Here is a 22,203-nt window from a genome sequence, read left to right as displayed (position 1 = left end):
CGGAGAGGGACGTACGTCGGATCGGTCCCGCGAGGAAAGAATCGCCGCACAGAGCGGCGGCGCTGCGGCTACTGCTCGAAACGACCGGTGACTCGGAGTTCGCCCTCCGTGTGGTGCCACCCCGTACTGTGAGCGACGGCTTCGAGCATCAGCGGTACGTCGTCCGGCTCGAGGTTCTGGAGCTCCTTACCGAGCGCAACGGCGTGCTTGACGCCGTCCGCCAGCGCGCACGCGAGCCGGAGCACGCTGCCCGCGGCCGGCGGCGCGTCGGTGTCCTTGGCCGTCGCGGTGACCGCGTCCCAGTCGATCGTGGCAATCGAGCAGATCGTGCCGTCCGGACCCCAGCCGTCGTCGGCGGCGGTGATGCAGGTCGCCCGGAAGTCCGCCCGCTCCAGCCAGTAGCGGTGGGTGATCAGCAACTCGACCCCGGCCTCGACGTTCTCCATCCCGGCCGCCCAGCAGCGCAGCATCGGAGCCAGTTGCTCCGGTGTCAGTGTGGACGTGTCCAGCTCCGCCATCGGACGAGGTCCTCTCTTGCCCTCCGCGACCTCGGAACCCCCAGTTCCGTCCCGCACCCCGGTACCCGCCGCTATGCAGATCGGGGTGAGGATGGGTCGGTGGAGGAGTTGCTGAAGGCCTGGGGCGTCCGCGCGTCCGATGTCCGGGCGGCAGGGGAGGGGACCAACAACACGACCTTCTTCGTCGGGGACGAGTTCGTCCTGCGGATCCACCGCAACACGACCGTCCCGGACTACGAGCACGCCGTACTGCGGGCGCTCGACGGGCTGTCCTTCGCGGTGCCGGTACCGGTCCCCGCTGACGACGGGTCGACCGTCGTACGGCGTGAGGTCGACGGCGACCTGGTCACGGCCAGCCTGAGCCGGCGGATCCCGGGAGAGCATCCGCGGCGCGGTGACGTCGTACAGGCTGAGGCTTGTGGCGCGGCGTTGGCGGAATTGGATGAGGCCCTCGCCCGCCTCGACCCTCAGACGCTCCCGCCGCGGGACGAGTGGGACGGCGATCTCACCAAGGTGCACCGGCGGGTGCCCGATCCGGGGGAGTTGATTGCGAGCCTGGAGGGCGCCGTACGGCGGGAGCAGGTGCGGTGGATCTTCGCAGCCGTGCAACAGCAGCCCGACCTGCCGCGGAGCATCATCCACGCGGACTTCTTCCCGACGAACGTGCTGATGGACGGATCGCGGGTCACGGCGATCCTCGACTTCGAGGTCGCCGGACCCATGTACCGTGCGTTGGACCTCTCCGTTGGTATGGCGGCGTTCGACCCGGCCGATGCGTTCCGGCGCGGTTACCTCGCCCGGCTCCCGCTGACCGAGGCCGAGCGGCGCGCCGTACCCGAGCTCCAACTGTTGCGCGAGGCAACGAGCTTGGTGCACTGGTACGGCCGCCACCTCGACGGCCTGACCACCGCGGCCGACATCAGCGCACGAGCTGACCGCCTCCTCGAGCTCGAACGACGAACGGCCGCGAGAGAACCGTGATCCCGAGCGAGATCGCGGCCAGCACTGTGATCGTCACCGCGGTCGGCAACTGCTGTGCGAGACCGCCGGCGATCGCGGCCCCGATGCCCTGCCAGGTCATGCGCCCGGCCGACTCGACGCCCTGCACCTGTCCGCGGACGGCGTCGGGCGTGAGCTCGAGCAACTGTTCCTGCAGCGGCAGCGTGGCGGCGTACCCGGCGCTGGCGATGAACACGGCCGCCGCCGTCACCGCGATCGGCGGCTCGAGGACGAACAACAGGTACGGCGCCGCCAGCAGCAGCCGCAGTGCAAACGCGCTGCGCCGCCGCTGCTCGCCGGTGAGCAGGCGCCCGACGGTCAGGTCGCCGAGAAGCATCCCGGCCGATCCCGCGGCCAGCAGGATTCCAGCCTGTTCCGGGATGTAGGACACGAAGAGCGCGACGCAGCCGACGATGAGCCCGTTCGGCACCCACAGATTCAGCAGCACCGCTCGGCGACCGGGCGACGAGAGCAGTACGACGTTCGTCGACCACGTCTGCCGCAGACCGGGCCTCGGGGTCAACCGGATCGAGTGTTCGCGAACGGTCGCAGCTACGACGAGCAGTCCGATCCCGGTCAGCGCTGTGGCGACGAGTAGCACGCCGGTCGGGTCCAACAACTGCAGGAGTACGGCGCCGACGGCGTACCCGAGGATCGCCATGCCGCCTGACGTGATGTTCATTAGCGAACGCGCCAGCGCATAGGACTCGGCCGGGACCACCTCGGCGAGTAAGCCCAGCCGCGTGCCGGTTCCGAGCGACTGGAAGAACCCGACGACGAGCAGCAGCAGGAACCTCGCGGTCAACGGCAGCCCGGGAAGCGCCTGTGCGGCGACGCCCAGGAGAGATACGCCTTGCAATACGACGAGGGTCCGCCGCGGCCGGCGCCCGTCGGCGACCGACATCAGGGTGAGCGCGCCGATCACGGTCGCGAACGTCGCGCCGTACATGCTGATGGCGGTCAGGAACGGCGATCCGGTCTGAGCGTTGATCAGCGTGGCCAGGGCGAACCCCGAGAGCGTGCTGGCGGCAACCAGCAGCGTGAAGCTGAGGTAGAGCCCGGTGAACTCGCGATGGCGGAGCAATGAGCGGTAGGAAGGCATGAAAAAAGCCTCCGAACGCACGCAGATCGCTGCGTGATCCGAAGGCCGACAGCATGATTTTACTACATGAAGTGGTTTGCCGATGGGCACCGGGCGGGCATGAGAGCCAAAGTGCTGAGTACGGTTCTGCTGGGGCTCCTGCTGATGGTGATGCCGGTGAGCGCGGCGGCGGCTCAGCCGGTCGCCGACCCGACGCCGAGTCCCACGCTCGGCTCGACCGAGTCGCCGAACCCGAACCCGCCGGGCGCCCAGGACGCGGACCCGGACGACTACACCGGCACGACCTGGGTCGTGATCGGCGCGGCGATCATCGTGGTGATCGTCGCCGGCGGAACCTTCTTCTTGTTCCGCAACCGTCGCGAGTCACAGGACGTGTCACGCAAGTAGCCGAGCCAGCGCCGCTCGGCGGTCGGCGTTTGGTGGGTCGATCGCCATCCGGCAGCGGCCGCCGGGAAGGCCCTGGAGATCCAGCAGGTGCTTGATGTTGGCGATGCTGCCGTCGACCGTCTTCACCGCTGAGTGGACGGCCGGCTGGGCGGCGTACCCGGTGAGCAACTGGGCGAACAAGGCGGGGAGCGCACCGGCGTTGCCGGAGACGATTCCGGTGCCGCCGGCAACTATGACCTCGGGGAGTTCGGCGTCGTTGCCGGACCAGACCTCGAAGCCGGGCGGGGTCGCTTGCGAGTACGCCCGTACGACATCCGTCCCGGCGCCGCTGACCTTCACCCCGACGACGCCGTCGATCGAGGCGATCCTGGTCAGCAACGAGGGTGGTACGACGGTGCCGGCGAGCGCCGTGAACACGTAGACATAAACGTCCGCCCTGTCCGCCGCCGCGGCGCAACGCTCGAAGTGCTCGACGACCCGCTCTGGCCCAGCCGGAACGAAGTACGGCGTGATGACCGCCAGCCGCTCGACTCCCCGCCGCCGCGCCTCAGCCGTCAACCGAACCGCCTGCCATGTCGTCGCCGCCCCGACATGAGCGATCACGCGCGCCGGACCAGCCACCTCCAGCGCAGCCGAGATCACATCGAGCCGCTCACCATCATCCAGCGCCGGAAACTCGCCATTCGTCCCCGCCACGAACACCGCCGGCACCCCACCCCCGACCGCATGCTCGACCAGCGCCCGCACACCCCCGAGATCCACCTGATCAGCCCGGCCAAACGGCGTCGTCAACGCGGCAGCAATCATACAACCATCCTAATGCAATCGTTTGCGGTCAGGCGGGGCACGGCGATCAAGAGCACGGCCGGAAAGGACACGGGCTGCGGCCGCGGCTGTTCTATTGACCGCCTTCGGCGGCGCGCCGAGCCTGGTCGTGGACGGAGGTGCTCGGCGACGGGGCTGTGGTCCCGGGGACGGACACGGCCCTTCGGTCGGCTGTCCCTGGCCGCCTTCGGCGGCGCGCCGAGCCGGGTTGTCGTCGGAGGTGCTCCGCGACGGGGAGGTGGTCACGGAAACCTGTTCATTGGGTAGAATGGTAGTCTGTCTGGGTAGAAAGGTGGATGAATGAGCCTGAACATCAAGAACGAGGACACGCATCAGCTGGTGCGTGAGCTGGCGCGCTTGACGGGGCAATCCCAGACGGCTGCGGTGGACACCGCGGTTCGGGAACGTCTTGCGCGGGTGCGGCGTCTTCGTGGCGCCGGCCTCGCCGATCGGTTGCTGGCGATCGGTGCAGACACAGCCCACCGCCTGCCCGACTCCTTGCGTACCGCGGAGCATGGAGACCTGTTGTACGACGAGAGCGGGTTGCCTCGGTGATCATCGACACTTCCGCACTGATCGCGATCCTGCGGGCGGAGCCGGATGCGGCTGACTTCGCCGAAGCGATCGAAGCTGCTCCCTCGCGGCGGATTTCGGCGGCCAACTTCCTGGAAGCGGCAGTGGTGATGGACAGCGCTTGCGACCCGGTGGTGAGCCGTCGCTTCGACGAGCTCGTCGCCGCCGCAGAGATTCTGGTCGAGCCGGTCACCGAGGCGCAGGCCCGTACAGCGCGCGAGGCATACCGCGACTTCGGCAAGGGCAGCGGTCATCCGGCTGGACTCAACTTCGGCGATTGCTTCGCGTACGCGTTGGCCAAAGAGGCGGGCGAACCGTTGCTGTTCAAGGGAAAGGACTTCATCCACACCGATCTCGCATCAGCGCTCACTGCTCCCGAAGGCTGACGCCGGCAACCATCGACGGCGCGCCGAGCCAAGGTGTACTCGGAAGCGATCGGCGGCGGGCAGGTGCTCCCGGCGAGGGACAAGGCCTTCGGCCGTGGTCGTGCTATGGGCGTCTTCGGCGTCGCGCCGGGCCGGGTTGCGGTCGGCGGTGATCGGCGCCGGGAGGTGCTCCCGACGCCCGAAGGAACCCAGCCAAATCCCCCGCAGTACAGAGCAATCTTCGTCTCGAACCTGACCGGGTCGCTCACGTCGTCCACCCCGTTACGGTGCCGTCACCACCATCCCACCGCTTGTACGCTCCTAGCGCCCCTGGCCCGACTCCGCCTCCGGCCAGAGCGCCAGTGGCTCGTCCGGCCGTCCGACGTTCGAGGGGTTATCCACTCGAATGGTGGGTTCTCGGCTCGCATACGAGCAGAGAACCCACAACACGCGTGGTTATCCACTGGAGCTACGGAGAGTTCGAGCGGGGTTGTCTCGCTGTCCGCGCCACCGGCCCGAACACGCCTCCGGCGAGAGTGCCAGTGTCCGGTCCGGCCATCCGACCGCCTTGCGTCGGCTGGTGCGACTCGGACCTGGGCGTTTGCGTGCCGCGGCCGGGCTCTCACGCACCTGCCGGGTTGGTTCCGCGGTGATTGCGTGGGCTTGTCGCGCGGTTGCGGCTCAGGGGAACTGGCGCCGCCGGAGGCGGTGTCCGTTTTCGTGGCGGAGGTGGTGGCGTTAGAAGCCGGTTATGGCTAGGTCGTCCAGGTCGTAGGTGAGGTTGTTGTGGACGGCGACTACGCCGGGGATGTGGGCGACGGTGTAGCCGGCGTGTTCGGCGCGGCTGCGGAAGGTTAGGGAGCCGTCCAGGATGACGACGCCGTGGTCGACCTGGACGCTGACCGGGGCGGGGGACCGGGCGGGGCGTTGGGCGTGCGGGGTGAGGAGCGCCTGGATCTCCGCCGCCAGGCTCTGGTCGGATCGCTGGTAGACGCTGAGCAGCTCGCGTGAGGTCAGTACGCCGATCAGCCGCATGTCCTTCTCGACGACACACAGCAACGGCTGCCCGGATGCGGCCAACTGCGCTGCTGCCCGGCCGATCGGCGTGTCGCCGTACACCGTCGGAGCGGGCGGTGACATCAGGTCGCCTGCGGTGCGGGCCGCCGCCTGATGCCAACGGGCCCGTGCCTTGGCGCCGCCCAGGATCGGCCGCGCGTCGTTGCCGCCGTGGAACTCGAGCTTGGCGACCAGAGCCTCGCCGGTCACCAGACCGACAGGGCGGCCGTCGTCCACCACCGGCACTGCCCCAGCGTCACTGGCCAGCAACGCACAGGCAACGTCCTTGAACACGGTCTCGCGCCGCACCGCTGCGACGGCCCGATTCATGATCTCCGCTACCCGAAGTTCCCCCATACCGCACACCCCTCAAGCACTTCGAGCGTACTCGCGCTACCCGGTGGAGGGGAGGGCCGTTTTGGGGTCGAGGCCCAGTTCTTCGTAGGCGACGACCTCGATCTCGCGGGCCATCGCCTCGCGGAAGGCGGCGACCAGGGCCTGGCCGGCCAGCGGGATGATGTTCTCCAGGGTGCGCTGGATCTCCGGCCAGCCCTCGGCCGGCAGACCGGCGTCGGCGAACTCGCGCCAGACGGTGCTGCGGAATAGCTCGACGTAGATCTTGGCGACCGCGTCGGCCTGGGTGAACAGCTTCGGCAGCATGTCGAAGATCGCCTGCATCGGGACGCCGAGCTTGATCACCTCGAGCCCGGTGCGGAGCAGGTCCGGGTTCGGGATCCGGAGCCGGCCGTCCTCCTGGCGCTCGGCGATCCCCAGCTCAACCAGCCGCGCGATCACCGCGGGGTCGTGCGGTACGCCGGCCCGCTCGGCCAGCTGGAGCTCGTCCAGCACTTCCGGCTCCGCCGGGGTCCACGGGTTCACGAGGGTCTCGAACACGCCCAGCGCGAGCGCGCCGTCCGGGAGTTCGCTCATCATCCGCTCGACGGCGGCCAGCGTGTAGCCCTTGCCGAGCAGCTCGCGGACGAGCGTCAACCGCGCGACGTGGTCGGCGCCGTAGTACCCGGTCCGGCCGACCAGCCGGGGCGGCGGGATCAGGCCGCGTCCGGCGTACGCCCGCACGTTGCGGACCGTCATGCCCACCTTGGCGGCGAGCTGGTCGACGGTGAGCTCCTCGTCTCGTGTCTCCACGCTTGACAGTGTTCCAGACTCCACGTTACATAGATGATGTAACATTCCGCATGGTGCATAGATGGTGTAGAGCCAAGGTGAAGGAGCACCCCTGATGGCGATCCCGCTGGCGACCACCGGTACGGCGACGTTCGACCAGATCGCGATCGTCACCGGCCTCGTCTCGTTGCTGTACGTCGCACTCGCCGTCCTCCTGTGGCGGGAACGGACCGGACGCGTCACGCTGGTAGGACGGTTTGCGGACACCATCGGGAGGCTGGACGGAGTCCCCCGATGGGCCGCGCTGACGCCGTACCTGCACGCGATCTCGCTGCTCGCCTGTGCCTTCGGGGTCTGGTGGGACATCGCGGTGCACATCGCCCGCGGCCGGGACACCGGCCCGTTCGGCACGCCGGCGCACTACCCGATCTTCTTCGGCATCCTCGGCGTGATCGTGTCCGGCGTGCTCCCGATCGCGCTCGCCCGCAAGCCGCTGCCGGCTCGCACGCTGAAGCTGACCAAGGGCTGGCGGATCCCGTGCAGCGCAGCGCTGGTCGCCGTGTGCGGCACGTTCGCTCTCGTCGGCTTCCCGATGGACGACGTCTGGCACCGGCTGTTCGGCGAGGACGTCACGCTGTGGGGCCCGACCCACCTGCTGATGATCGGCGGCGTCGTGCTCTCGATCTTCGCCCGCCTGCTGGCGATCGCGGAGGTCGAACAGCTGATGGGCCCGAACAAGCGCCGCCTGTTCCAGGAGCTCGTCTCGGTCGGCGCGCTGCTGATCGCGTGGGACCTGTTCAGCACCGAGTTCAACTACGGCGTGCCGCAGTTTCCGCTGGTCCTGCACCCGATCCTGATCGCGTTCGGCGCCGCACTCGCCTTCACCGTGCTACGCGCCCGGCGCGGCCCCGGTACGACGTTCGCCGCGCTGGCGGTCTACCTGGTCATCCGCGGCGGCATCGCCTGGGCCGTCGACCAGCCGCTCGGCGGGATCCTCGGCCACTTCCCGTTGCTGATCGTCGAGGCGATCCTGGTCGAGGCCGTCGCGCTTGCCCTGGGCAACAAGAACCGCTTCCGCCTGGGCATCGTCGCCGGCGCCCTGATCGGTTCCGTCGGCGTGGTCGCGGAGTACGCCTGGAGCCACGTCTGGATGCCGATCCCGTGGCCGTCGTCGATGCTCCCGTCCGCCATCGGGTACGGCGTCCTGGCCGGCATCGGAGCCGGGATGGTCGGAGCCTGGCTCGCCATCCGGTACGCCGAGGTGGCCGGAGAGGAGCGCGCGACGGGGATCCGGAACGCGCGCCCGGCCGTGGTCCGCCGTACTCATCAACTCGGCGCCGTCGGGCTGGCCGTCGTCCTCGGGACCGTGTTCTTCTGCGTGCCGCGCTCGGCCGATCCGGGCGTGTCCGCGACCGTGTCGTTGGAGCGGGTGGCCACGGGGGCCGAGCCGACGGCGTACGTCACGGTCAAGCTGGAGCCGGCCGGCGCCGCCCAGGGCGCGCGCTGGTTCCAGGCGATGGCGTGGCAGGGTGCCGGGTTCGTCACGCACCGGATGGAGAAGGTTGCCGATGGCACCTACCAGTCGGCGGACGCGTTGCCGATGTTCGGCAAGTGGAAGTCGATGATCCGGCTGCACCAGGGGCAGCGCGACCTGGTGTCGATGTGGGTGTACGCGCCGGAGGACGCCGCGATCGAGAAGCCGGCCGTGCAGGTCTCGGACGGCCGGACCGTCGAGTTCATCGACGAGCAGCAGGTGTTGCGGCGCGAGGAACGGACGGACGTGCCACGATGGATGTGGAACGGCGGCTACGCCCTGCTCGGCGTGGTCGGCCTGCTGGAGATCGCCGGGATCGCCTGGCTGGTCGGACGCGGCGCCCGAGGTGGTCGCCTGCGTGCCGCCCACCTGGCGGCGGGCGTTCGGGAACGGGAGACTGCGTGACGATCCAGGCGAACCGGTCGGACGTGACCACGACCGACGGGCTCAGACTGAACGTGGAGACGACCGGACCGCACGACGCGCCGGTGACGGTCCTGCTCGTCCACGGCTGGACCTGCTCGACGCGGTCCTGGCACAACCAGGTCGAGGCGCTTCCAGAGGTCCTGGGCCAGGACGCCGTACGTGTTGTCACTTACGACCACCGCGGTCACGGGCGGTCGGACGCGGCGCCGGCCGGGTCGACGCGGATCGAGCAGCTGGCCGACGACCTGATGACCGTGCTGGACACGGTGGTCGGTGACGGCCCGGTCGTGTACGCCGGTCACTCGATGGGCGGAATGACCTTGATGGAGCTCGCGGACCGGCGCCCCGAGGTGTTCGGCTCCCGGATCAAGGCCGCGGCGCTGGTCAGTACGACGTCCGGCCAGGCCAGCTCGGGCGCGTTGGGCATCCCGAAGCGGTTCGACACGGCCGCGGTGGCCTTCGCGCCACGGGCGGTGAATCTCGTGGGTGCGCGGGTCGAGCGCAAGGCGCTCCGCGCGGCTCAGGTCACCGCGGCGCGTGGCCGGCGGGCGGTCGAGCTGACCGCCGCGCGGTTGCAGCGTCCGGCGCTGCGTCAGATGGTGTTCGGCAAGAAGGTGGACCCGGCCGAGGTGGACCTCTTCCTGGCGGACCTCGCCGTCGTGCCGGGACCGTCGTACGGCGGCTTCTTCGAGTCGATCCTGCAGCACGATCGCGGTCACGCGCTGAAGGTGCTCGACCAGCTCCCGGTCGAGATCATGCACGGCACCCGCGACCGCCTCCTGCCACCCCGCCACGCCAACCGGATGGCCGCCGAGCTCCCGACCGCCCGCCTCTGGATGTACCCGGGCGCCGGCCACATGCTCATGCAGGAACGCCCCCGCGACGTGACCCACCGCCTCGCCTCCCTGGCCCGCAAGGTCAGAGCCTGAAGTCAACTCGGCGCAGGTTACGCTGCGCTGTGCTCAAGCGAACGACCATCGTCACACTGGCCCTCGTCCTGACACTGCCGGCCTGCGCCGCCCAGGGGCGGGCAACGAGTGGTGAGTCGACCAGCAGTGAACCGCCGCCGCCATCGATGGCTTCGACAACGCCCAAGCCTTCCACCTCAGGTCAGGCTGTCGATGTTCGATCGCCGGAGTTCCAAGCCAAGTGGTGGACGTGGGCGACGTTGCCGGAAGAGATCAATCCGGTGACAGACTCGACCGGCGCCCACTGCGCGAGAGGGCAGGCCGGAGGTGTGTGGCTGGTGGCCGGGAGCTTCGGCGGGACCGTTCATCGGCGGTGCACCGTCCCGGCGGGCGTACCGATCGCAGGTCCGCTGGTGAACCTGGCCGCGACCGACGCGGACGACTGCGACGGATTCGTCAGTTCGGCCGACGGAACGGTGTCGATCGACCCGGCGCCAGAGGTGACGGCGGTCGACGCCACGCGATTCGAGTTCGTCGCCGCCGCCGGGAACCCAGCCGGGTTCCCGGCGGGCCGGAACACGGTGTTCGGCTGTGGGATCTGGTTCACCGCCGGGCCGTTCGAGCCAGGTCAGCAGCGATTGGTACTGAAAGGACGCCAGGGCAGCTTCTCTGTCCAGGCGACCTACGACCTGACCATCAAGGGCACCCGCCGGCGGGGACGCTGACCGTGGGCCTACTTCAGCTGGCCTCGGATGGCGCCGCCTGGGAAGGGCGCGTTGTGTACGTTGACGTAGTAGGCCTTCGGGTCGGTGGTGATGCCGGTGGCGAGGTCGGTGCTGATTGTGGTGCAGCCGGATGATGGGTTCGTGGCCACGGTGAGCGGGATCACGACCGGGCCGGCGATGTGGCGCGGGGCGAGGTGGACGTGGGCGGCGGTCGGGGTCTCGATGTTCTCCCAGCTGAGGGTCCAGCAGAAGGTGGTGCCCTCGAGCGTGTAGGTGAAGAACCCGTGACCGTCCGGATCGGCGGCGGCTGCTTCCTGCTCGCCGTTCAGCGGGATCGCGGGCGTCGCGGTCGCGGTCGATAGGCCGAACGCGGCGGCCGCGAGCATGACGGCGGCTGCGGTGATACCGGTGCGTGCTGACATGGTGCCCCTCCTGGCGGTGAGGTGGATCCTCACTTCGTTACACGTACGAAGTCCCGGAACGGTTCATCGTCGTGAGAAGCGCGTCACGGCTGGAATCCGGCGTCTCGCCTAGGGTGACGGGGTGCAGAATCTGCTGTCTGATGTGGTGGTCGTCGATCTGACCCGGGCGCTGGCCGGGCCGCATGCCGCGATGATGCTGGGTGATCTCGGCGCGCGGGTGATCAAGGTGGAGACACCGGAGGGCGGAGACGACAGCCGGGGCTGGGGACCGCCGTTCGTCGAGGGCGAGTCGACGTACTACCTGTCGGCCAACCGGAACAAGGAGTCGGTGACCGCCGACCTGAAGTCGGACGACGGCAAGGACTTCCTGACCAGGCTGGTCCGGCGGGCCGACGTGCTGATCGAGAACTTCCGGCCCGGCGTGCTCGACCGGCTCGGGTTCTCGACCGAGCGGCTGCACGAGCTCAACCCGGGCCTGGTGATCCTGTCGATCACCGGGTTCGGCCACGACGGGCCGGACGGCGGCCGGGCCGGGTACGACCAGATCGCGCAGGGCGAGGGCGGCCTGATGAGCATCACCGGCGCGGTCGAACCGACGAAGGTCGGTGTCCCGATCGCGGACCTGCTGGCCGGGATGTACGGCGCCTACGGTGCGCTGGCCGCGTTGCACGAGCGATCCATCACGGGCAAGGGCCGCGTCGTCCGGACCAGCCTGCTGGCCTCGGTGGTCGGGGTGCACGCGTTCCACGGGACGAAGTGGACGGTCGCGGGCGAGCTGCCCGAACGGGTCGGCAACCACCATGCCCAGATCGCGCCGTACGGGCTGTACCGGACCAAGGACGACATCGTCCAGGTCGCGGTCGGGAGCGAAGGCCAGTGGCGGACGTTCGCGCCGATCGTCGGGCTCGACCCGGCGGACGAGCGGTTCGCGGTCAACGCTGCCAGAGTCGCGCATCGGCCGGAGCTCACGGCCGCGATCGAGGCTGCCTTCGCCACCGAGCCGGCGGACGTGTGGCTGGAACGGCTTGCGGACAAGGGGATTCCGGCCGGGAAGGTCCGCGATTTCCAGCAGGTCTACGAGTGGGAGCAGACGCTGTCCCAGGGCCTGCTGATCGACGTCGAGCACCCGACGCTCGGCAAGATCCGGCTGCCCGGCCCGCCGCTCCGTTTCGACGACCAGCCGTACGCCGGTGCCCGGGAGACCAACCTGCCGCCGCCGCGACTGGGCGAGCACAACGAGTCGGTCAGAGCCTGGCTGGAGTCAGACTAGAAGACGCCCGTACGACGAGCTCCGGCCGGATCAGCGTCTTCCGCGGCCGCTCGGAGCCACTGCTCTTGAGCCGCTGCATGAGCAGATCGACGGCTGTGGTGCCGACCTCCGCGGCGGGCAGGCGGACTGTGGTGAGGGGTGTTTGCAGGTAGGCCGCGTACGGGTGGTCGCCGTACCCGGTGATCGCGACGTCGTCGGGGACGGCGAGACCGTGCTCGGCCAGCAGGCGGAGGAGGCCGAGGGCGAAGTAGTCGTTGCCGGTCACGATCGCGTCCGGATGACCGTCGTCGAGCAGGGTCTGGGCGAAGCGGTAGGCCTCTTCGGGTTGCCAGGGGAGGGCGAGCGAGTCGTAGCGCTTGGTCGGGACGGCGCGGATCAGGTCGTCGGCGACCTTCAGGCCGGCGTCGGCCATCGCGCGGCGGAACCCGGCCACCCGGTCGGCGGTGGTGGTGATCGGCAGGTCTTCCTCCAGCACCAGCAGCCGGCGGGCGCCGCCCGCGATCAGGTGGCTGGTCGCCTCGTAGGCGCCCCGCTCGTTGTCGACTCCGACCATGTCGCAGTCGAGCTCAGGCACGTCCCGGTTGACGAACACCAGCGGGATGCCGGTGTCGCGGACCCGGCGCCAGTGGTCCCACTCGGCTTGCACCGGCACGACCACGGCGCCGTCGACCGCGGACCGCAGCAACGCCTCGGTGGCGCGCTGCTCGTTCTCGGCGGACTCGTCGGTGACGAGCAGCAGCAGCGAGTACCCCTGAGCGCGGACCCGGAGCTCGATGCTGCTGATGAGCTGCGCGTAGAACGGGTTGGAGGGGTTGGTGATGACGAGGCCGAGCGTCATGGCCGAGCCGAGCACGAGCGACCGGGCCAGCGTGTTCGGCACGTAGCCGATCCGGGCCGCCTCGGCCTGCACGGCCGCACGCGTCTTCGCGCTGACGCTGTCCTTGTCGCCGAGCGCGCGCGACACCGTGTTCACCGACAGCCCGAGAGCCGTCGCAATGTCCCGCAACGTCGCCCGCCGCGCCTCAGTCATCGACTACCCCCTCGAGCAGCTTAAGCCTTCACGGCCAGGTGGATGCGCACCTGGACGGAGCCCTCGACCCTAGCGCTCAGCCGCAGCCAGTGGCCGAAGCCGGTGACCGGCCAGCTGATCAGGTTGCCGGGCTCGACCACGTGCTCGAGGTCGTCGAGGTCGCACCAGGTGATGCCGTCCGGTGAGACCTGGGTGATGTAGGTCGCCGTACCCTCGCCGCCGACGTGCTGGACGAACCAGCGGGCCTCGCCGGCCCAGGCGACCTCGTACGGCTCGGTGGCGAACCGGTTCTCGAAGGTGGTGTCGCGTTCCAGCACCGCCGTCATGGACTGTCGCATGGGGCCTACCAATCAACCGAGATGAGGACGGAGTCGAGGAACAGGAAGTTCCGGACCTGGGAGTGGGTGCGCACCGAGAAGTAGAAGTTCAGCAGGTTCTCCAGCGTCTCGTAGCGCTCCTCGTACGGCGGCACCGGCACGTCGCGCATGTCCATCACCCGGTCGTTGACCTGCAGCTCCACGTTGCGGCGCTTGTCGGTGTCGACCAGCCAGCGCAGGTAGTGCCAGTTCACCTTGGTCGGGACCTCGTTGTAGCAGAGCTCCTGCGGCTCGCCGAACGGCTTCCAGTCCTCCGCGTTCGGCGCGGTGAAGTCGGCGGCGTACTCGAGCTTCACCTTGCCCTCGAAGTGCTCGCGCGGCGTCGGCTCCGGGACCATCGGCGCCACCCACTGCCGGGTGAAGTGGTTGTCCATGTCGGTGTTCTGGTACCGCGCGACGGTGTGGTAGCGCAGGCCGCCGTCGCCGCACAGGTCGGTCGCGACGGTGAACGCGCCGAACTGCGCCTCGGACGGGTGCGTGTTGCCGTCCCACTGCACGTCGCCGAAGCTGTCGAGCTCGGCGCCGCCGCCGAGGGTCGCCTCGGACTTGAAGGCGAAGTACGTCTCCAGCTGCACCATGCCGCGGCCGCTCATGGTGAGCCGGCGGATCGCGACCGCGGTGTGGCCCTTGTGCGGCCGGGTCGCGAGCTTCAGGGCGTAGGTGCCGCTGAGCGCGCCGTGGGTGCCGATGTCGAAGAAGTTGCAGGCCGACAGCTGTGGCGGCCGGAAGTCGCGCATGTGGTCGTCGACCGTGCTGAGGTCGCCGCGGCCGTTGTAGTTGCCGAGCAACTCGCACCAGCCGTGCGTCCCGCTGTCGAACTCGTCGAACGCCAGGATGCGCGGCAGCGGCGAGAACTTGGACAGACGGGGATCGGCGGCCAGCAGCGCGGCGCGGACGTCGGATGTCGTCACGCAGTGCCTCCAAGGCGGGGTCAGGTGGATGTGATGTGAAGTTAACGTTCACGGGAATTGACCGTCAACGAGCCGTTTCGCGGACTGCAACGCTGGTCTATTGACACTCAAATATCACGCTTCTACCGTGCATTAACGCTACCGTTAACGTTCACGGTGGCTCCTTGCTTTCCGCCTGAAACGAGGTCGCCATGCAGTCGCTGAGCCGCGCCTTGACCGTGCTGGCCGAGCTGAACCGCGAGGACCGGGCGTACGGCGTGACCGAGTTGGCCGTCACCGTGGGCCTGCACAAGAGCACCGTGCACCGGATCCTCGCGACGTTCTGCGAGCACGGCCTGGCCGACCGGGTCGACGACCACCGGTACACCGCGCTCGACGGGCTGGCCGCACTCCGCCGTACGGCGGAACGCCGAGCCGGGCCGTCGCAGTCGCTGGCCGATCTGGGTGATCGGCTCGGGCGGCTCGTCGTCCTTGCGAAGCCGCTGCCGAAGACCGCTGGGCCTGTTCTTCAGGTAGCTGCGGTGGCCGGCGGTGGTTCGGTTCAACCAGGGCATGCGGTCTCGCTCCGCCGCAGCGCGCTTGGCCGTGCCTACCTGTCCGCCCTGCCGGCGGGCGAGGTGACCGGAACGCCGGACCTGCTCGACACGTTGCAGCGGGTCCGGGTCAGCGGCTTCGCGCACAACGCCCGACCGGTGGCGTCGCTGCCGCGGATGGTCGCCGTACCCGTGCTGGACAACGCCGGGCGGTGCGCGGGTGCGCTGGGCGCGGAGCTGATCCAGACCGGTTCGATCGAGGAGGTACGGCGCGTGGTGTCGGTACTGCGGAGCGGCGTCTGATGGGGGCGTACGTCGTCCGGCGGTTGTTCTTCTCGCTGTTCGTGCTGTGGGGCGCGGTGACGATCATCTTCGTCGTCCTGCGGCTGGTCCCCGGCGACCCGGCGTACATCATGCTCGGGCCGGACGCGGACCAGGCCCAGGTGGACGCGCTGCGGGCACAGCTCGGGCTCGACCACTCGCTGATCCAGCAGTACGCGACGTACCTGGCGAACGTCGTGCACCTGGACTTCGGGCAGTCGTTCCGGCTGAACGCGGACTCGATGAGCCTTGTCCTGCAACGGGTTCCGGCCACGATCCAGCTGGCCACCACCGCGCTGCTGCTGTCGCTGCTGATCGGGCTGCCGCTCGGTGTGATCGCGGCGCTGCGGGCCCACAGTTGGGTGGATCGAACGATCTCCGTCTTCTCGCTGATGGGTCAGTCGACGCCGTCGTTCTGGCTCGGGATCGTGCTGATCCTGGTGTTCGCACGTGGCCTGCACATGTTCCCGAGCGCGGGCTCGGGGACGTGGTCGCACCTCGTCCTGCCGACGATCACGCTGGCACTGCCGTTCCTGGCGATCCTGGTGCGGCTCACCCGCAGCGGCCTGCTCGAGGTCGTCCACGAGGGCTACGTGCAGACCGCGCGGGCCAAGGGGCTCGGTGAGGGGATCGTGATCCTCGTCCACGCCCTGCGGAACGCGCTGATCCCGATCGTCACCGTGGTCGGCCTGCAGTTCGGCGCCTTGCTCGGCGGAACCGTGATCGTCGAGACCGTGTTCGCCTGGCCCGGTGTCGGGCGGCTGCTGATCGACTCGATCGGGCGCCGCGACTACGGCGTCGTCCAGGCCTCGATCTTGCTGGTGGCAACCATCTTCGTGGTGATCAATCTGCTCGTGGACCTGCTCTACGGCTTCCTGGACCCGCGGGTCCGTCTGGCGGGTGACTGAAGTGGCGGTCGACGTGACGACAGCGACGCTCCCGGTCGTGCGCAGCCGGCGCCGTACCCGGGCCGGTTCGGCGCGGATCCGGTTCGGCCTGGCGGTGATCGCGGTGTACGTCGTGGCCGCGGTCGCCGGACCGTGGCTGGTCCGGTACGACCCGGTCGACACCCGCACCGCGGACCGGCTGCGGCCGCCGTTCAGCCGGCTGTCCGACGGGTCGTTCGCGATCTTCGGCACCGACCAGGTCGGCCAGGACCTGCTCGCCCAGATGTTGCAGGGGGCAAGGATCTCGATCGCGGTCGGGCTGGCGACGCTGGTGCTGGCCGGCGCCATCGGCGTCACGGTCGGGCTGGCGGCCGGATACTTCGGCGGCCGGCTGGACGGGGTGCTGATGCGGCTGGCGGACATCCAGCTCGCGTTCCCCTCGATCCTGCTGGCGATCTTCATCGCCGCGCTGCTCGGTCCCTCGGTCGTGAACGTGGTGATCGTGCTCGCGGTGTCGAACTGGGTCACATTCGCCCGGGTGGCGCGGGGGCAGGCGCTGGCGACCCGGCGGCGGGAGTTCGTCGACGCGTCGCGGACGCTCGGGGCCGGGACCTGGCGTTTGATGTCGCGGTGCGTGCTGCCCGCCTGCATCGCGCCGGTGCTGGTGGTCGCGACGGTCGAGATCGGCCACGTGATCCTGGCCGAGGCGTCGTTGAGCTTCCTAGGGCTGGGCACACCGGCGAGCACGCCGAGCTGGGGCGTGACGATCGCGAACGGGCGCAACTACCTGGCCGACGCGTGGTGGATCTCGACCATTCCCGGCATCGCGCTCGCCTTCCTCGTGGTCTCGCTCGGCGTCCTCGGTGACGCGCTGCGCGACCGCTACGACCCGCGGCTGAGGAGTCTGTGATGAGCCTGCTGAGTGTTCGCGACCTGCGGGTCGAGTTCGCCACGTCCGGTGGGGTGGTGAAGGCCGTCGACGGCGCGTCCTTCGAGGTCGCCGCGGGAGAAACCGTTGCGCTGCTGGGTGAATCCGGGAGTGGGAAGAGCGTCACCGCGCAGGCCGTGATGGGGATCGTGCCGCGCCCCGCGGGCCGGGTGGTCGGCGGGAGTGTCACGTACGACGGCCGCGATCTCCTCGAGCCTGGTACGGCGAAGGGCCTGCGGGGGCGCGAGATCGCGATGGTGTTCCAGGATCCGTTGAGCTCGCTGAACCCGGTGTTCCGGGTCGGGTCGCAGATCGGGGAGATGTTCCGGCGGCACCGGGGTGCGTCGCGGCGCGAGGCCCGGGCGGCCGCCCTGGACCTGATGAAGCGGGTCGGGATCCCGGCGGCGTCGAAGCGGCTGGACGACTACCCGCACCAGTTCTCCGGCGGGATGCGGCAGCGGGTGATGATCGCGATGGCGCTGGCGTTGTCCCCGCGGCTGCTGATCGCGGACGAGCCGACCACTGCACTCGACGTCACCGTGCAGGCGCAGATCATGGACCTCCTCGCCCGCCTGCAGTCCGAGGAGGGCATGTCCCTGGTCCTGATCACCCACGACCTGGGCGTCGTCGCCGACGTTGCCGACCGCGTAGTCCTCATGTACGCCGGCCGAGTCGTCGAGACCGGCCCGATCCGCGAGGTCTACGAACACAGCGCCCACCCCTACACCACCGGCCTGATGAACTCGGTCCCCACGTTGGACGGCCCACGCGAGCGCCTGACCCCAATCCAGGGCGCACCCCCCGACTTGCTGGCCCTTCCCACCGGTTGTTCCTTCCGCCCGCGCTGCCGCTACGCCGACGCACTGTGCGCAGAGCAGGAGCCCGCCCTGCGAGACCTGACCGGCCGAGCGACCCACAGCTCGGCCTGCCACCACGCCGAAGGAGTCCTGACCAATGCCCGCTGATTCGGCGCCGGCCGCCACCCCCAGCACGACCGTGCAGCCGGCCGACGGCCGGCCGGCGCCATTGCTGTCGGTGCGGGATCTGCAGACCTCCTTTCCGTTGCGGTCGGCGGTTTTGCGGCGGACCGTGGGGCAGTTGCAGGCGGTGGCTGGGGTTTCGTTCGAGATTCCGGTGGGTGGGACGTTGGGGCTGGTGGGGGAGTCCGGGTCGGGGAAGTCGACCGTGGCGCGGACGATCATCGGGCTGGAGAAGGCACGGTCCGGCAGCATCGTGTTCGACGGCGAGGAGCTCACCTCGTTGCCCCGGGCATCCATGCGCCGGGTCCGCCGCCAGCTGCAGATGATCTTCCAGGACCCGTACGCGTCCCTGAACCCGCGCGCGACCGTCGAGCAGATCATCACCGAAGCGTGGGAGATCCACCCGGACGTCGTACCCCGCAACCGTTTCCGCGCCGAGGTCCGCGAGCTCCTCGAACGCGTCGGCCTCAACCCGGACCACGCCCAGCGCTACCCGCACCAGTTCTCCGGCGGCCAACGCCAACGGATCGGCATCGCCCGCGCGCTGGCGCTGCGCCCGAAGCTGGTGATCTGCGACGAGGCCGTCTCCGCGCTCGACGTGTCGGTGCAGGCGCAGGTGCTGAACCTGCTCGCCGACCTGCGCCGCGACCTCGGCCTCGCGTACCTGTTCATCGCCCACGACCTGTCCGTCGTACGCCACATCTCCGATCAGGTCGCGGTGATGTACCTCGGTCGCGTGGTGGAGACGGCGACCCAGGACGAGCTGTTCAACCGGCCGTTGCACCCGTACACGCAGGCGTTGCTGTCCGCCGTACCGGACCCGAAGCCGTGGGACAAGCCGGCGCGGGAGCCGATCATCATCGGCGGCGACGTACCCTCACCGGCCGACCCGCCGTCGGGATGCCGCTTCCGAACCCGCTGCTGGAAGGTTGAGGACATCTGCGCCCGGGAAGAGCCGGTGCTCGACACGCGCTTGGACCTGCACCCCGCCGCTTGTCACTTCGCCGCCGAGCTGGCGGGGGCGAGCCGATGACCGAACTCGTCCTCCTTCGGCACGGCGAATCGCTGTGGAACGCCGAGGAAAGGTACCAAGGCCAGCAAGGCACCGGTCTGAGCCCGCTCGGTCACCAACAAGCGAAACAGGCGGCCTTGTTGCTGCAGGATCGACCCTTCGACCAGATCGTCGCGAGCGACCTGCAGCGCGTCGCGGAGACCCTCCAGCCGTACCTCGACACCTGCGACCACCCGACGGTCCGGATCGACAAACGCTGGCGGGAGATCGACGTCGGCGCCTGGGGCGGCCGGACCTTCGCCGAGGTGTACGACGAGGAGCCGGAAGTCGTCGACGCTTTCGCCCGCGGCGAGGACATCGCGCGGGGTGGCGGCGAAACCTTTGCCCAGTTGAGAGAACGGGTCTGGGACGCGATCCGCGACATCGCGATCTCCGGCGCCGACCGAGTGCTGGTGGTGACGCACGGCGGACCGATCCGGGTCGCGACCGCGTCGACGCTGCGGCTCTCGCCGGGTGGCGAAGTGACGCTGGACCCGCCCGCGAACTGCTCGCTGACCACGGTACGGGTCGACGACCTGCTCGCGGTGACCACGCTCGCCTCCTACAACGTCCCGACCTGGACCGGTGACCAATGAGCAGCCTCACGTTCGTGGCGATGACCTACAACCTGTGGGCCGACTTCCACCTGGACGAGCGGCGGGAGGCCCTGACGGCGCTGTTCACGACCCGTCCGCCGGACATTCTCGCCGTACAGGAGTTGCGTCCGGCGACCCGCAAGCTGCTGGACGACGTACTGCCTGATCACGATCGGGTCGACGGTACGGCCGGGTGGGAGACGCAGAGCAACCTGTGGTGGCGGCGCGACCTGTTCACCGCGATCGAGTCGGGGGCCGAGGACGTCGGCATCCTGTCTCCCGACGCCCGGCTCTTCTGGGTCCGTTTGCGTTCAGCTGACGGGCACGAGCTTGTCTTCAGTACGGCGCACCTGACCTGGCCCGGGCATCCGGACGAGCGAGCGGACCTCGGCAACCGTCGCGTCGGTCAGGCGCGGGTGATCGGGGAGGCGCTGGAACGGCTGGCCGGCGACGGTCCGTGCCTGTTCACCGTCGACATCAACGACATCGGCCCACCGCAGTGGGAGCTCGGCAACGCCGGGTTCCTGGACAGTTTCACCGCACTCGGCCGGCACTCACCGGTGACCCATCCGGTGGTGCCGACGGTGGCGACCGGCCCGATCGGGACCCGGCTGTCGCCGCTCGCCTCGCCACCGAAGGCGATCGACTGGATCTTCGCCCGCGGCCCGCTCGCCGCGCGGACCAGCGAGGTCGTCGACTTCTTCCACGACGGCCGGGCGCCTTCCGACCACCACCCCGTCGTCGCCACCTACACCTTCAGCTGAGCACTGCCCTGTTAAGGAGAACCCCTGTGTTGAGGAAGCGAATCGTCGGGGCGCTGGCCGTCCTGACCACGGTGGCGGCCGGGCTGAGCGCCTGCTCGCCGGCCAGTGAACCGAGCAGTGGGGAACAGGTCCTGCGGTACGCGCCGGCGATGTTCCCGGTGTCGCTCGACACCCACAAGTTCGCCGGCGAGGAGGCCGTGCAGACCGCGATCCAGCAGATCATGGAGCCGCTGGTCCGGGTCGACGACGGCAAGATCGTCCCGGTGCTCGCCACCTCCTGGGAGAACCCGGACCCGACCACGTGGGTGTTCAAGCTGCGCTCCGGCGTGAAGTTCTCCGACGGTACGCCGTTCACCGCGAAGGACGTGGTGGCGTCGTACGAACGGCACAAGAAGCTCGACGGGCCGCTGGTCCCGCTCTACGCGACGGTGACGTCGTTCGCCGCGAGCGACGACCAGACCGTGACGGTGAAGACGAGCAAGCCGCTCGGCACGTTGCTCAGCTCGCTGACGCTGCTGTTCATCGGGCCGGCGGACAAGCTCAACGCGGACGGGTTCTTCGGCAAGCCGATCGGGACCGGGCCGTTCCAGGTGACGTCGTTCCAGCCCGACGAGAAGCTCGAGCTGGCCGCGAACGCGTCGTACTGGGACGGGGCTCCGCAGCTGAGCAAGCTGGAGTTCGTGAACATCCCGGAGGTGGCCGGGCGGATCACGGCGCTGGAGAACGGCGAGGTCGACGTCCTGACTCAGATCCCGCCGGACCAGGTCGGGTCGGTCAAGGGCGGTGACGGGATCAGCTACTCGACCACGCCGAGCTGGACGTACTACTTCGACTGGTTCAACGCGAACAGGAAGCCGTTCGACGACAAGCGGGTCCGGCAGGCGATGTGGCACGCGCTGAACCTGGACGGCACGATCAAAGATCTGTTCGGCGACCTGGCCTCGGTCGCGCAGGCTCCGCTCGCGCAGGGTGTGATCGGTGCGCCGAAGCTGACGCCGTACCCGTATGACCCGGCGAAGGCGAAGCAGTTGCTGACCGAGGCGGGGTACCCGAACGGGTTCAGCACGTCTATGCAGTGGCCGCTGGAAGGTGGCCCGAACATCCGGGCGCTGGCGCAGGCGATGATCTCGGACTGGGCCAAGATCGGCGTCACCGTGAAGCCGCTGGAGAAGGAACGCGCCCAGTGGCTGGAGGACTTCGGCAAGCTCAACTGGGACATGAACCTGCAGACCAACGTCACCGGCACCGGCGACGCGGACTACACCCTCGCCCGCCTCTACGTCTGCGCCGCGAAGCGCAACGGCTACTGCAACCCCGCTCTCGACAAACTCCTCCTCGACGCCCGCTCGTCGGTCAACCAGTCCGACCGCCCCAAGCTGTACGAACAAGCCGCCCAGATCCTCTGGACCGACGCGGTCGGCATCTTCCCCGCCGACCTGGCCTCCAACTCCGCCGTCCGCCCCCGAGTCCAGAACTTCCAGATGCCGCCGAGTGGGCGGCCGTTGTTCGCGAAGGTGACCGTGTCCGGGAGCTGACGGGCGGACCGCCAGGCCATCACAACGCGGGCCGTCCGCGTGGGCTCACGCTCAC

At 69.3% G+C, this 22,203-nt stretch carries 25 protein-coding genes; 16 read left to right on the top strand and 9 right to left on the bottom strand.

The annotated features are described in order from the left end of the window. Nucleotides 1-68 precede the first annotated feature (68 nt). Nucleotides 69-518, bottom strand: a complete 450-nt coding sequence (locus AB0H36_RS18640) for a hypothetical protein (RefSeq protein ID WP_360524230.1) — start codon at nucleotides 516-518, stop codon at nucleotides 69-71. 99 nt (nucleotides 519-617) lie between these two features. On the opposite strand from AB0H36_RS18640, the gene AB0H36_RS18635 reads away from it, so the two are divergent. Further along, nucleotides 618-1,499 (top strand): phosphotransferase, encoded by an 882-nt coding sequence (locus AB0H36_RS18635; protein WP_360524227.1) that lies wholly within the window; start codon nucleotides 618-620, stop codon nucleotides 1,497-1,499. Here the strand turns inward: AB0H36_RS18635 and AB0H36_RS18630 are convergent. Further along, a complete protein-coding gene (locus AB0H36_RS18630) occupies nucleotides 1,438-2,619 on the bottom strand; it encodes an MFS transporter (protein WP_360524224.1) in 1,182 nt (393 codons plus the stop codon). The genes AB0H36_RS18635 and AB0H36_RS18630 overlap by 62 nt on opposite strands. 99 nt (nucleotides 2,620-2,718) lie before the next feature. On the opposite strand from AB0H36_RS18630, the gene AB0H36_RS18625 reads away from it, so the two are divergent. Further along, nucleotides 2,719-3,006 (top strand): hypothetical protein, encoded by a 288-nt coding sequence (locus tag AB0H36_RS18625; RefSeq protein ID WP_360524216.1) that lies wholly within the window; start codon nucleotides 2,719-2,721, stop codon nucleotides 3,004-3,006. Here AB0H36_RS18625 and AB0H36_RS18620 read toward each other — a convergent pair. Beyond that, a complete protein-coding gene (locus AB0H36_RS18620; RefSeq protein ID WP_360524213.1) occupies nucleotides 2,995-3,813 on the bottom strand; it encodes a dihydrodipicolinate synthase family protein in 819 nt (272 codons plus the stop codon). The genes AB0H36_RS18625 and AB0H36_RS18620 overlap by 12 nt on opposite strands. A gap of 318 nt (nucleotides 3,814-4,131) precedes the next feature. On the opposite strand from AB0H36_RS18620, the gene AB0H36_RS18615 reads away from it, so the two are divergent. Then, nucleotides 4,132-4,386 carry a type II toxin-antitoxin system VapB family antitoxin gene (locus AB0H36_RS18615; protein ID WP_360524210.1) on the top strand — a complete coding sequence of 85 codons (255 nt, stop codon included), beginning with the start codon at nucleotides 4,132-4,134 and terminating at the stop codon, nucleotides 4,384-4,386. Next, nucleotides 4,383-4,790 (top strand): type II toxin-antitoxin system VapC family toxin, encoded by a 408-nt coding sequence (locus tag AB0H36_RS18610; RefSeq protein WP_360524207.1) that lies wholly within the window; start codon nucleotides 4,383-4,385, stop codon nucleotides 4,788-4,790. The genes AB0H36_RS18615 and AB0H36_RS18610 overlap by 4 nt, the downstream gene beginning before the upstream one ends. A gap of 717 nt (nucleotides 4,791-5,507) precedes the next feature. Here the strand turns inward: AB0H36_RS18610 and AB0H36_RS18605 are convergent. Continuing rightward, nucleotides 5,508-6,182: a CBS domain-containing protein gene (locus AB0H36_RS18605; protein ID WP_360524204.1), complete on the bottom strand. Its 675-nt coding sequence runs from the start codon at nucleotides 6,180-6,182 to the stop codon at nucleotides 5,508-5,510. Between the two features lie 36 nt (nucleotides 6,183-6,218). Next, on the bottom strand, nucleotides 6,219-6,971 hold the full coding sequence (locus AB0H36_RS18600) for a MerR family transcriptional regulator (protein WP_360524201.1): 753 nt from the start codon (nucleotides 6,969-6,971) through the stop codon (nucleotides 6,219-6,221). Nucleotides 6,972-7,065: 94 nt separating this feature from the next. Between AB0H36_RS18600 and AB0H36_RS18595 the strand changes: the two genes are divergently transcribed. The 3 genes from AB0H36_RS18595 to AB0H36_RS18585 all read left to right on the top strand — a co-directional run bounded on the left by AB0H36_RS18595 (nucleotide 7,066) and on the right by AB0H36_RS18585 (nucleotide 10,543). Further along, nucleotides 7,066-8,889, top strand: coding sequence for a hypothetical protein (locus AB0H36_RS18595; protein WP_360524198.1), 1,824 nt, complete (start codon nucleotides 7,066-7,068; stop codon nucleotides 8,887-8,889). Beyond that, nucleotides 8,886-9,839, top strand: coding sequence for an alpha/beta hydrolase (locus tag AB0H36_RS18590; RefSeq protein ID WP_360524195.1), 954 nt, complete (start codon nucleotides 8,886-8,888; stop codon nucleotides 9,837-9,839). Before AB0H36_RS18595 ends, AB0H36_RS18590 begins: the two co-directional genes overlap by 4 nt. Before the next feature lie 317 nt (nucleotides 9,840-10,156). After that, nucleotides 10,157-10,543 (top strand): hypothetical protein, encoded by a 387-nt coding sequence (locus AB0H36_RS18585; protein WP_360524192.1) that lies wholly within the window; start codon nucleotides 10,157-10,159, stop codon nucleotides 10,541-10,543. Nucleotides 10,544-10,551: 8 nt separating this feature from the next. On the opposite strand, the gene AB0H36_RS18580 is transcribed toward AB0H36_RS18585, so the two are convergent. Beyond that, nucleotides 10,552-10,965, bottom strand: a complete 414-nt coding sequence (locus AB0H36_RS18580; protein ID WP_360524189.1) for a CHRD domain-containing protein — start codon at nucleotides 10,963-10,965, stop codon at nucleotides 10,552-10,554. A gap of 121 nt (nucleotides 10,966-11,086) precedes the next feature. Between AB0H36_RS18580 and AB0H36_RS18575 the strand changes: the two genes are divergently transcribed. Then, nucleotides 11,087-12,235, top strand: a complete 1,149-nt coding sequence (locus AB0H36_RS18575) for a CoA transferase (protein ID WP_360524186.1) — start codon at nucleotides 11,087-11,089, stop codon at nucleotides 12,233-12,235. Here the strand turns inward: AB0H36_RS18575 and AB0H36_RS18570 are convergent. Genes AB0H36_RS18570 through AB0H36_RS18560 form a run of 3 tightly spaced genes read right to left on the bottom strand, consistent with a single transcriptional unit; the run spans nucleotide 12,210 to nucleotide 14,553 of the window. After that, nucleotides 12,210-13,265 (bottom strand): LacI family DNA-binding transcriptional regulator, encoded by a 1,056-nt coding sequence (locus AB0H36_RS18570; RefSeq protein ID WP_360524184.1) that lies wholly within the window; start codon nucleotides 13,263-13,265, stop codon nucleotides 12,210-12,212. The genes AB0H36_RS18575 and AB0H36_RS18570 overlap by 26 nt on opposite strands. 20 nt (nucleotides 13,266-13,285) lie before the next feature. Next, on the bottom strand, nucleotides 13,286-13,603 hold the full coding sequence (locus AB0H36_RS18565; RefSeq protein WP_360524182.1) for a hypothetical protein: 318 nt from the start codon (nucleotides 13,601-13,603) through the stop codon (nucleotides 13,286-13,288). A 5-nt stretch (nucleotides 13,604-13,608) separates the two neighbouring features. Beyond that, on the bottom strand, nucleotides 13,609-14,553 hold the full coding sequence (locus tag AB0H36_RS18560; protein ID WP_360524179.1) for a DUF6772 family protein: 945 nt from the start codon (nucleotides 14,551-14,553) through the stop codon (nucleotides 13,609-13,611). A gap of 191 nt (nucleotides 14,554-14,744) precedes the next feature. Here AB0H36_RS18560 and AB0H36_RS18555 point away from each other — a divergent pair, with 191 nt between their 5' ends. From AB0H36_RS18555 to AB0H36_RS18520, 8 genes are read left to right on the top strand one after another with little or no spacing between them, the layout of a single operon-like run. Then, the gene (locus AB0H36_RS18555; RefSeq protein WP_360524176.1) at nucleotides 14,745-15,389 is read left to right on the top strand and encodes a helix-turn-helix domain-containing protein; all 645 of its coding nucleotides are present in this window, start codon (nucleotides 14,745-14,747) and stop codon (nucleotides 15,387-15,389) included. Beyond that, nucleotides 15,389-16,315, top strand: a complete 927-nt coding sequence (gene nikB / locus AB0H36_RS18550; protein ID WP_360524173.1) for a nickel ABC transporter permease — start codon at nucleotides 15,389-15,391, stop codon at nucleotides 16,313-16,315. The genes AB0H36_RS18555 and nikB overlap by 1 nt, the downstream gene beginning before the upstream one ends. After that, nucleotides 16,308-17,204 (top strand): ABC transporter permease, encoded by an 897-nt coding sequence (locus tag AB0H36_RS18545; protein ID WP_360524170.1) that lies wholly within the window; start codon nucleotides 16,308-16,310, stop codon nucleotides 17,202-17,204. The genes nikB and AB0H36_RS18545 overlap by 8 nt, the downstream gene beginning before the upstream one ends. Beyond that, nucleotides 17,204-18,187: an ABC transporter ATP-binding protein gene (locus AB0H36_RS18540; protein WP_360524167.1), complete on the top strand. Its 984-nt coding sequence runs from the start codon at nucleotides 17,204-17,206 to the stop codon at nucleotides 18,185-18,187. Before AB0H36_RS18545 ends, AB0H36_RS18540 begins: the two co-directional genes overlap by 1 nt. Then, on the top strand, nucleotides 18,177-19,235 hold the full coding sequence (locus tag AB0H36_RS18535; RefSeq protein WP_360524163.1) for an oligopeptide/dipeptide ABC transporter ATP-binding protein: 1,059 nt from the start codon (nucleotides 18,177-18,179) through the stop codon (nucleotides 19,233-19,235). The genes AB0H36_RS18540 and AB0H36_RS18535 overlap by 11 nt, the downstream gene beginning before the upstream one ends. Next, nucleotides 19,232-19,849: a histidine phosphatase family protein gene (locus AB0H36_RS18530; RefSeq protein ID WP_360524160.1), complete on the top strand. Its 618-nt coding sequence runs from the start codon at nucleotides 19,232-19,234 to the stop codon at nucleotides 19,847-19,849. Before AB0H36_RS18535 ends, AB0H36_RS18530 begins: the two co-directional genes overlap by 4 nt. Beyond that, nucleotides 19,846-20,613, top strand: coding sequence for an endonuclease/exonuclease/phosphatase family protein (locus tag AB0H36_RS18525; RefSeq protein WP_360524158.1), 768 nt, complete (start codon nucleotides 19,846-19,848; stop codon nucleotides 20,611-20,613). The genes AB0H36_RS18530 and AB0H36_RS18525 overlap by 4 nt, the downstream gene beginning before the upstream one ends. A 26-nt stretch (nucleotides 20,614-20,639) precedes the next feature. After that, on the top strand, nucleotides 20,640-22,148 hold the full coding sequence (locus AB0H36_RS18520) for an ABC transporter substrate-binding protein (RefSeq protein WP_360524155.1): 1,509 nt from the start codon (nucleotides 20,640-20,642) through the stop codon (nucleotides 22,146-22,148). The last annotated feature ends 55 nt before the right edge of the window (nucleotides 22,149-22,203 follow it).

The sequence above is a fragment of the Kribbella sp. NPDC050820 genome, from assembly GCF_040653975.1.
Classification (GTDB): domain Bacteria; phylum Actinomycetota; class Actinomycetes; order Propionibacteriales; family Kribbellaceae; genus Kribbella.
Note: the sequence above shows the minus strand (reverse complement) of the source record. Positions and strands in the feature narration are given on the sequence as shown.

Bases quoted from the DNA above. Each gene is read 5' to 3' on its own strand.
- AB0H36_RS18640 (WP_360524230.1), bottom strand. From the start codon at position 518: ATGGCGGAGCTGGACACGTCCACACTGACACCGGAGCAACTGGCTCCG.
- AB0H36_RS18630 (WP_360524224.1), bottom strand. From the start codon at position 2,619: ATGCCTTCCTACCGCTCATTGCTCCGCCATCGCGAGTTCACCGGGCTC.
- AB0H36_RS18625 (WP_360524216.1), top strand. From the start codon at position 2,719: ATGAGAGCCAAAGTGCTGAGTACGGTTCTGCTGGGGCTCCTGCTGATG.
- AB0H36_RS18620 (WP_360524213.1), bottom strand. From the start codon at position 3,813: ATGATTGCTGCCGCGTTGACGACGCCGTTTGGCCGGGCTGATCAGGTG.
- AB0H36_RS18615 (WP_360524210.1), top strand. From the start codon at position 4,132: ATGAGCCTGAACATCAAGAACGAGGACACGCATCAGCTGGTGCGTGAG.
- AB0H36_RS18605 (WP_360524204.1), bottom strand. From the start codon at position 6,182: ATGGGGGAACTTCGGGTAGCGGAGATCATGAATCGGGCCGTCGCAGCG.
- AB0H36_RS18595 (WP_360524198.1), top strand. From the start codon at position 7,066: ATGGCGATCCCGCTGGCGACCACCGGTACGGCGACGTTCGACCAGATC.
- AB0H36_RS18580 (WP_360524189.1), bottom strand. From the start codon at position 10,965: ATGTCAGCACGCACCGGTATCACCGCAGCCGCCGTCATGCTCGCGGCC.
- AB0H36_RS18570 (WP_360524184.1), bottom strand. From the start codon at position 13,265: ATGACTGAGGCGCGGCGGGCGACGTTGCGGGACATTGCGACGGCTCTC.
- AB0H36_RS18565 (WP_360524182.1), bottom strand. From the start codon at position 13,603: ATGCGACAGTCCATGACGGCGGTGCTGGAACGCGACACCACCTTCGAG.
- AB0H36_RS18555 (WP_360524176.1), top strand. From the start codon at position 14,745: ATGCAGTCGCTGAGCCGCGCCTTGACCGTGCTGGCCGAGCTGAACCGC.
- nikB (WP_360524173.1), top strand. From the start codon at position 15,389: ATGGGGGCGTACGTCGTCCGGCGGTTGTTCTTCTCGCTGTTCGTGCTG.
- AB0H36_RS18540 (WP_360524167.1), top strand. From the start codon at position 17,204: ATGAGCCTGCTGAGTGTTCGCGACCTGCGGGTCGAGTTCGCCACGTCC.
- AB0H36_RS18535 (WP_360524163.1), top strand. From the start codon at position 18,177: ATGCCCGCTGATTCGGCGCCGGCCGCCACCCCCAGCACGACCGTGCAG.
- AB0H36_RS18530 (WP_360524160.1), top strand. From the start codon at position 19,232: ATGACCGAACTCGTCCTCCTTCGGCACGGCGAATCGCTGTGGAACGCC.
- AB0H36_RS18525 (WP_360524158.1), top strand. From the start codon at position 19,846: ATGAGCAGCCTCACGTTCGTGGCGATGACCTACAACCTGTGGGCCGAC.